Origin of the sequence: uncultured Eudoraea sp. (assembly GCF_947258525.1) — a bacterium.
Taxonomy (GTDB): Bacteria; Bacteroidota; Bacteroidia; order Flavobacteriales; family Flavobacteriaceae; genus Eudoraea.
In genome coordinates, this window is record NZ_CAMYIP010000211.1 from 1 (window position 1) to 5,658 (window position 5,658).

The 5,658-nt window shown below is 37.7% G+C and carries 4 protein-coding genes and 1 pseudogene; 2 read left to right on the forward strand and 3 right to left on the reverse strand.

Annotated features, from left to right (window positions below; translation table 11 throughout):
- Window positions 1-47 precede the first annotated feature (47 nt).
- The 3 genes from Q0X89_RS16105 to Q0X89_RS16115 form a co-directional block, all read right to left on the reverse strand.
- Window positions 48-575, reverse strand: a complete 528-nt coding sequence (locus Q0X89_RS16105; RefSeq protein ID WP_297696058.1) for an HAD family hydrolase — start codon at window positions 573-575, stop codon at window positions 48-50.
- Window positions 559-1,323, reverse strand: coding sequence for a Rossmann-like and DUF2520 domain-containing protein (locus Q0X89_RS16110; RefSeq protein WP_297696060.1), 765 nt, complete (start codon window positions 1,321-1,323; stop codon window positions 559-561). The genes Q0X89_RS16105 and Q0X89_RS16110 overlap by 17 nt, the downstream gene beginning before the upstream one ends.
- 156 nt (window positions 1,324-1,479) lie before the next feature.
- Complete coding sequence (locus Q0X89_RS16115) at window positions 1,480-1,866, reverse strand: hypothetical protein (RefSeq protein ID WP_297696062.1); 387 nt, start codon at window positions 1,864-1,866, stop codon at window positions 1,480-1,482.
- Window positions 1,867-2,053: 187 nt separating this feature from the next.
- Between Q0X89_RS16115 and ccsA the strand changes: the two genes are divergently transcribed.
- Together ccsA and Q0X89_RS16125 are read left to right on the forward strand one after the other, a co-directional pair.
- On the forward strand, window positions 2,054-5,215 hold the full coding sequence (ccsA, locus tag Q0X89_RS16120; protein WP_297696063.1) for a cytochrome c biogenesis protein CcsA: 3,162 nt from the start codon (window positions 2,054-2,056) through the stop codon (window positions 5,213-5,215).
- Window positions 5,216-5,358: 143 nt separating this feature from the next.
- Window positions 5,359-5,658: pseudogene (locus Q0X89_RS16125) on the forward strand (hypothetical protein); the annotation flags it as partial.

Genomic DNA, 5,658 nt, shown 5'->3' on the forward strand with positions numbered 1-5,658 from the left:
AAGCTAGAATAATATGGAATTTCTTCACCTTTTCAGTTAGCATGATACTAATCGTTGGCTGCGCTGAAATTAGTATACCAATCGCCCCGCACTTTCAGGACCTGCTCTATGACATCTCTTACACATTCATCACCGCTATACCTGTGTGATATATAATCACACACCTCTTTGACTTCATGCACGGCATCCTGCGGGCAGGCCGCAATAGCAGCTAATTTCATAGCCGGAATATCCGGTAGATCATCACCCATATAAAGTACATTTTCAGGATCTATCTTGTATTTAGACAAATACTCTTTTAAGGGCGCTTCCTTCATTGATGCCCCAAGGTAAACATCTGTTACGCCAAGCCCTTTCAGTCTTATGCTCACGCCTTCATTAGTACCTCCTGAAATAATACAGACATTATACCCTTTTTGTAGCGCCGTTTTAAGGGCATATCCATCTTTTACGCTCATTTTGCGCAGTAGTTCACCCTCTGAGGTAATAAGGACATTGCCATCTGTAAATACACCGTCTACATCAAAGACAAATGTTGTGATATCCTTTAAAAAATGTTTATAGTTTTTTTTCATGTGTTTTTTGGATTGAATTGCTTAGTACAGAATAAATATCCCGGTAGTCCTTATTATTTAAAAGAACTAAATGCTCTTTCATTGTGAGTTTGTCGTTCCGAACGGCAGGTCCGGTTTGAGCATTTAAGACCGGCGTTTCCGTAGCTTTTTTAGCGGTTTCTAAAACAAGTTGATTAAGAATGGTAAAAGGAACCCCTGCTTCATTACAAATTTCATTTCCAATATGGTATAAATGATTCGTAAAGTTATTTACAAATACGGCAGCCAGATGCACTGATTTTCGCTGATCAGAGGTCATTATCTGTATCTGAGTAGAAATAGTACTTGCAAGCTCTCTAAGGAGCGCATAGTCTTCACTTTTTTCCGCTTCAATACAAATTGGAACTTCACTAAAATCAATATTGCGGTCCTTACTTATGGTTTGCAGCGGATAAAAAACACCTCTTCTTACTGATTTCGGAAGTACCGATAAAGGCATAGATCCCGAGGTGTGTACAACAAGTCCTGATTTATTTTTAAAGTGTTGTGATACAGTAGATATGGAGTCATCATTTACAGCAATAATGTAAATATTTGCATCTGAAATATTATCATAATCTGTTGAAGTTTTTGGACAATTCTTAAAAGGAGTTAATTTCTTTTTATTACGTCCTATAACCTGAATTATTTTTACCCCCTCTTTGTTACTCATAGCAGTATAAAGCTGCAGTGCAACATTTCCTGTGCCAACAATAACAACAGTATTCATAATACGAAAATAAGGATATAATTAATTTCTAATATAATCTAAGTGCAATATTCCCATATTTGTTATGCGTAAGTTAATACTGGAGAAATGGTTGAACAGTAAATTCAAAAAGACAGTCGAAAAGACTGTCTTTTAATTTAGTCAATGGACTTCGTTTTAAGCACATGAAACGGTAACCGGATGCGTATGACCGTCATCGTTGGATGAGGTTACGCTAATAGCTTGATTTGTCTTCAGACTGCTAAAATTTGCAGCCGAAATTGTTAAAGTGTGATCATGTGGGCTGCTCCCTTGAATTGAGTAGGTTTTAGCCACGCCGGCATTTACGTCTGCTATAGAGACTACCAAATTATGTCCATGATTTCCGCCTATTGCACTGGTTGTTCCGTTAGTAAGGCAATTTCCCTGAGAAGGTAACGGATTAGGGTCCGGATCAGGATTTCCTGAACCATCATCTGAACTTGAACAACTGACCAGGGAATAGGCAGGAATCCCGATGAGCATTAATCCTGCGGCTTTTTGAATAAAAGTTTTTCTTTCCATTTTTCATAGATTTTAATTGTTTTTTTCTTTAAGTTATGAAAAATGAGTGAGTTATTAATTAAAATTAACACTTTCAAAAAAAAACTTGTTTACCATTTCTTTTAGCGGTAGAAAAGCCTTTGGATAGTATCTTTTTCTATATAAAATACCCTATTTTTGCCAACTGTATACAGATTTAATTCCCAGAATGAAAGAACTGTTTAACAAGTTTTTCTTTTCTACCCGTCTTATGGCTGTTCTTTTTATTGTTTTTGCAACTGCAATGGCATTCGGAACATTCATAGAGAGTTGGTATAGTACTGAAACTGCAAGAATCTGGATTTACAATGCTACCTGGTTTGAGTTAATCATGGTTTTTTTTGTAATCAATTTTATTGGAAATATTTATCGCTATCGTCTGCTGCGAAAGGAAAAATGGCCGGTTCTTACCCTGCACATCTCATGGATCTTAATTATTGTGGGTGCCTTTGTTACCAGATATATCAGTTTCGAGGGCATGATGCCAATCCGTGAAGGGCGAACAGAAAATGTTTTCTTCTCAGATAAAACCTTTTTTACCGTATTTATTGATGGAGAAATAGAAGGGGAACCCAAGCGAAAGATTCTTGAAGACGACCTTATCGTAACTCCCGAAGCCATAAAATCAAATTTGCCATGGACCTCAGATTTTAACGGACAAGAAGTTACGATTGAATATGATGGTTTTATTAAAGGGGCTAAGAAAGCTTTAATTCCGGATAATAGCGGAAGCTATTACCTGAAAATCGTGGAAGCCGGAGATGGCAACAGGCATGAACATTATCTCGAAAATGGGAAAATAGCAAATATCCACAACATATTGTTTTCATTGAACAAGGAAACTGAGGGCGCTGTAAACATAATTGCCACGGACAGTGTATATCAAATTAAATCGCCTTTCGAAGGGAGCTTTATGCGAATGGCAGATCAGTTTCAGGGTGTGGTTCTGAAAGACAGTTTGCAGCAGCTTCAATTACGATCGCTGTACAACATGGGTGGGATGCAATTTGTACTGCCTGAGCCACTTGTTCAGGGTTCATACGGGATTGTTCCTGTACCCGAAAATGAAATTACACAAGCTACGCAGGATGCCCTGGTTCTTAAAATTAGCAGTAATGGTGAAACGGTTACGAAAAAAATTTTAGGGGGTAAGGGTTTTAGCAATTATTCGGATAAATTCAATGTCGGGGGACTCGATTTCAGCCTTCGCTACGGGTCAAAAGTTTATGAATTGCCTTTTGCAATTAAGTTAAACGACTTTATAGCTGAAAAATACCCCGGAACCGAAAAAAGCTATGCTTCTTTTATGAGCAAAGTTACCGTACAGGACGAAAGGCCATTTGACTACGATATTTTCATGAATAATATTCTTGATCATAAAGGATATCGGTTTTTTCAGGCAAGTTTTGACCCGGATGAACGTGGAACTGTTCTTTCTGTGAATCACGATTTTTGGGGCACCTGGATAACCTATGCAGGGTACTTTCTATTGTATATTGGTTTAATGGGGATAATGTTCTTTGGGAAAACCAGATTTAAGGAATTGACACGGTCCCTGGATAAATTAAAGAAGCAAAAGGTCTTGACTTCTGTCGTAGTGCTATTTGGGGTTTTTAGCTTAAATGCCCAGGATGGAACTCATAACCACCAAAATGAGCTCACAGGGCAACAGCTCGATTCGCTTTTAAGGTCTTCCACTGTTTCCAGAGAACATGCGGCGAAATTTGGTGAACTGGTAGTACAGGATGCCGGGGGACGCATGAAACCTTTAAATACCTTTTCTTCAGAGTTGCTCAGAAAACTGAGTTTTAAGGATAACTATAAAGATTTAAATGCAGATCAGGTTTTCTTATCAATGATGCTGAATCCCGCCCTCTGGTACAATACAGAGTTTATAGCCCTGGATAAAAAAGGGCTGAATGATAGTCTCCGCAATATATTAGCATTAGAAGGATCTCCACGATATGTAAAAGCCACCGATTTTTTTGACTCTAAAGGGGCTTACAAATTAGCTCCGTATTTACAGGATGCTTATGCCACGAGTACACCAAACAAATTTCAACAGGATTATAAAGATGTTGATTTACGCCTTGGTCTATTAAACAGGGCACTTAGCGGGGAAATCATTAAAATATTCCCTTTATTAAATGATGAAAACAACAAATGGGTCTCTGCAGTTGAATACAGGTCGGGTCAATACACAGTATCTGACTCCTTGTACGCGAATTTCATTAAAAATGCGGTTCCATATTATTTGCATTCCCTACAGTGGGCAATTGATAATAATGACTATTCCGAAGCAGATAAACTATTGGCTGCATTTCATCAGAATCAGGAAAACCATGGTAGCGAGGTCCTGCCCGCAAAGAACAGGGTTAAAGCTGAAATCATTTATAATAAACTCGATATTTTTAATCGCCTTTATAAATACTATGCACTGGTAGGTATCCTTATGTTCTTTGTACTGGTCTTTACAATTTTTAAGGAAAGAAGAATATGGAAAATTGCGACCTACTTTTTTAAGGGAATAATATATATATTTTTTATCTGGCATACCTCCGGGTTAATAATGCGCTGGTATATATCGGGCCATGCTCCGTGGAGTGATGCCTATGAAAGTATTCTTTACGTTTCCTGGGCTACTATGGGCATGGGTTTACTTTTAGGACGGAAGAGCAATATGACCATTGCAGCTTCGGCCTTTGTTACAGCCATGTTATTGTGGATAGCACATCAAAGCTGGGTTGACCCGTCCATAGCAAATCTTGTGCCTGTACTGGACAGTTACTGGCTGATGATCCATGTTGCTGTAATTGTCGGCAGTTACGGGCCACTTACTGTTGGGATGATTCTTGGAATAGTTTGTCTTTTATTAATTATTCTTACCAATAGTAAGAACAAAGCGCGAATGGAATTAAACCTGAAAGAACTAACGATAATTAACGAACTTTCCATTACCGTGGGCCTCATAATGCTTACCATAGGAAACTTCCTTGGAGGGCAATGGGCCAATGAGAGCTGGGGACGCTATTGGGGTTGGGATCCGAAAGAAACATGGGCCCTAATTTCAATTATGGTTTATGCTTTTGTGATACATACACGTTTGGTACCGGGCTTGCGTGGAAGATGGACTTTCAATTTTCTGACCATCCTTGCTTTTGGAAGTATTATGATGACCTATTTTGGGGTAAATTTCTATTTGGTTGGGCTACATAGTTATGCAAGTGGTTCGCAGGTAATAACACCGACTTTTGTTTGGTATACTTTGTTCGGGGTGCTTTTGTTGGGCGGAATAAGCTATTGGCGCTATAAGTTGAATTACGCTAAATAATTCTTCCTGTAATCAGAGGTGTTAGTATCATTATCACCTGGTAATTATTATAGCTTCCTGAATATCGGTTCATCTTAATGGTGTCCCACACCACTTATTTATTTTTAATACTTATATTTATTTACTTCATTAAGTTTTATGTCATGTCCAAGTTAAAGATCAAATGGAATTCTGATAAAATAGTGAGTCTCTCAGCAATGAGTATTAGTATTTTAACCCTTATAATTTTTATATATCAGACCAACTTAATGAGTAAGCAAAATTATCTGTCTATTTTGCCCTATGTTCAAATATCCATCTCAAATGATACAGCGAAAAAAACTTTTTCATTGGATATTAAAAATCATGGTGTTGGACCCGCCATCATTGAATCTGTAATCATTTATTATAAGGGTGAAAAGCACGATCTCAGGGAATACGATAATTATTTGTATAATTTTCTT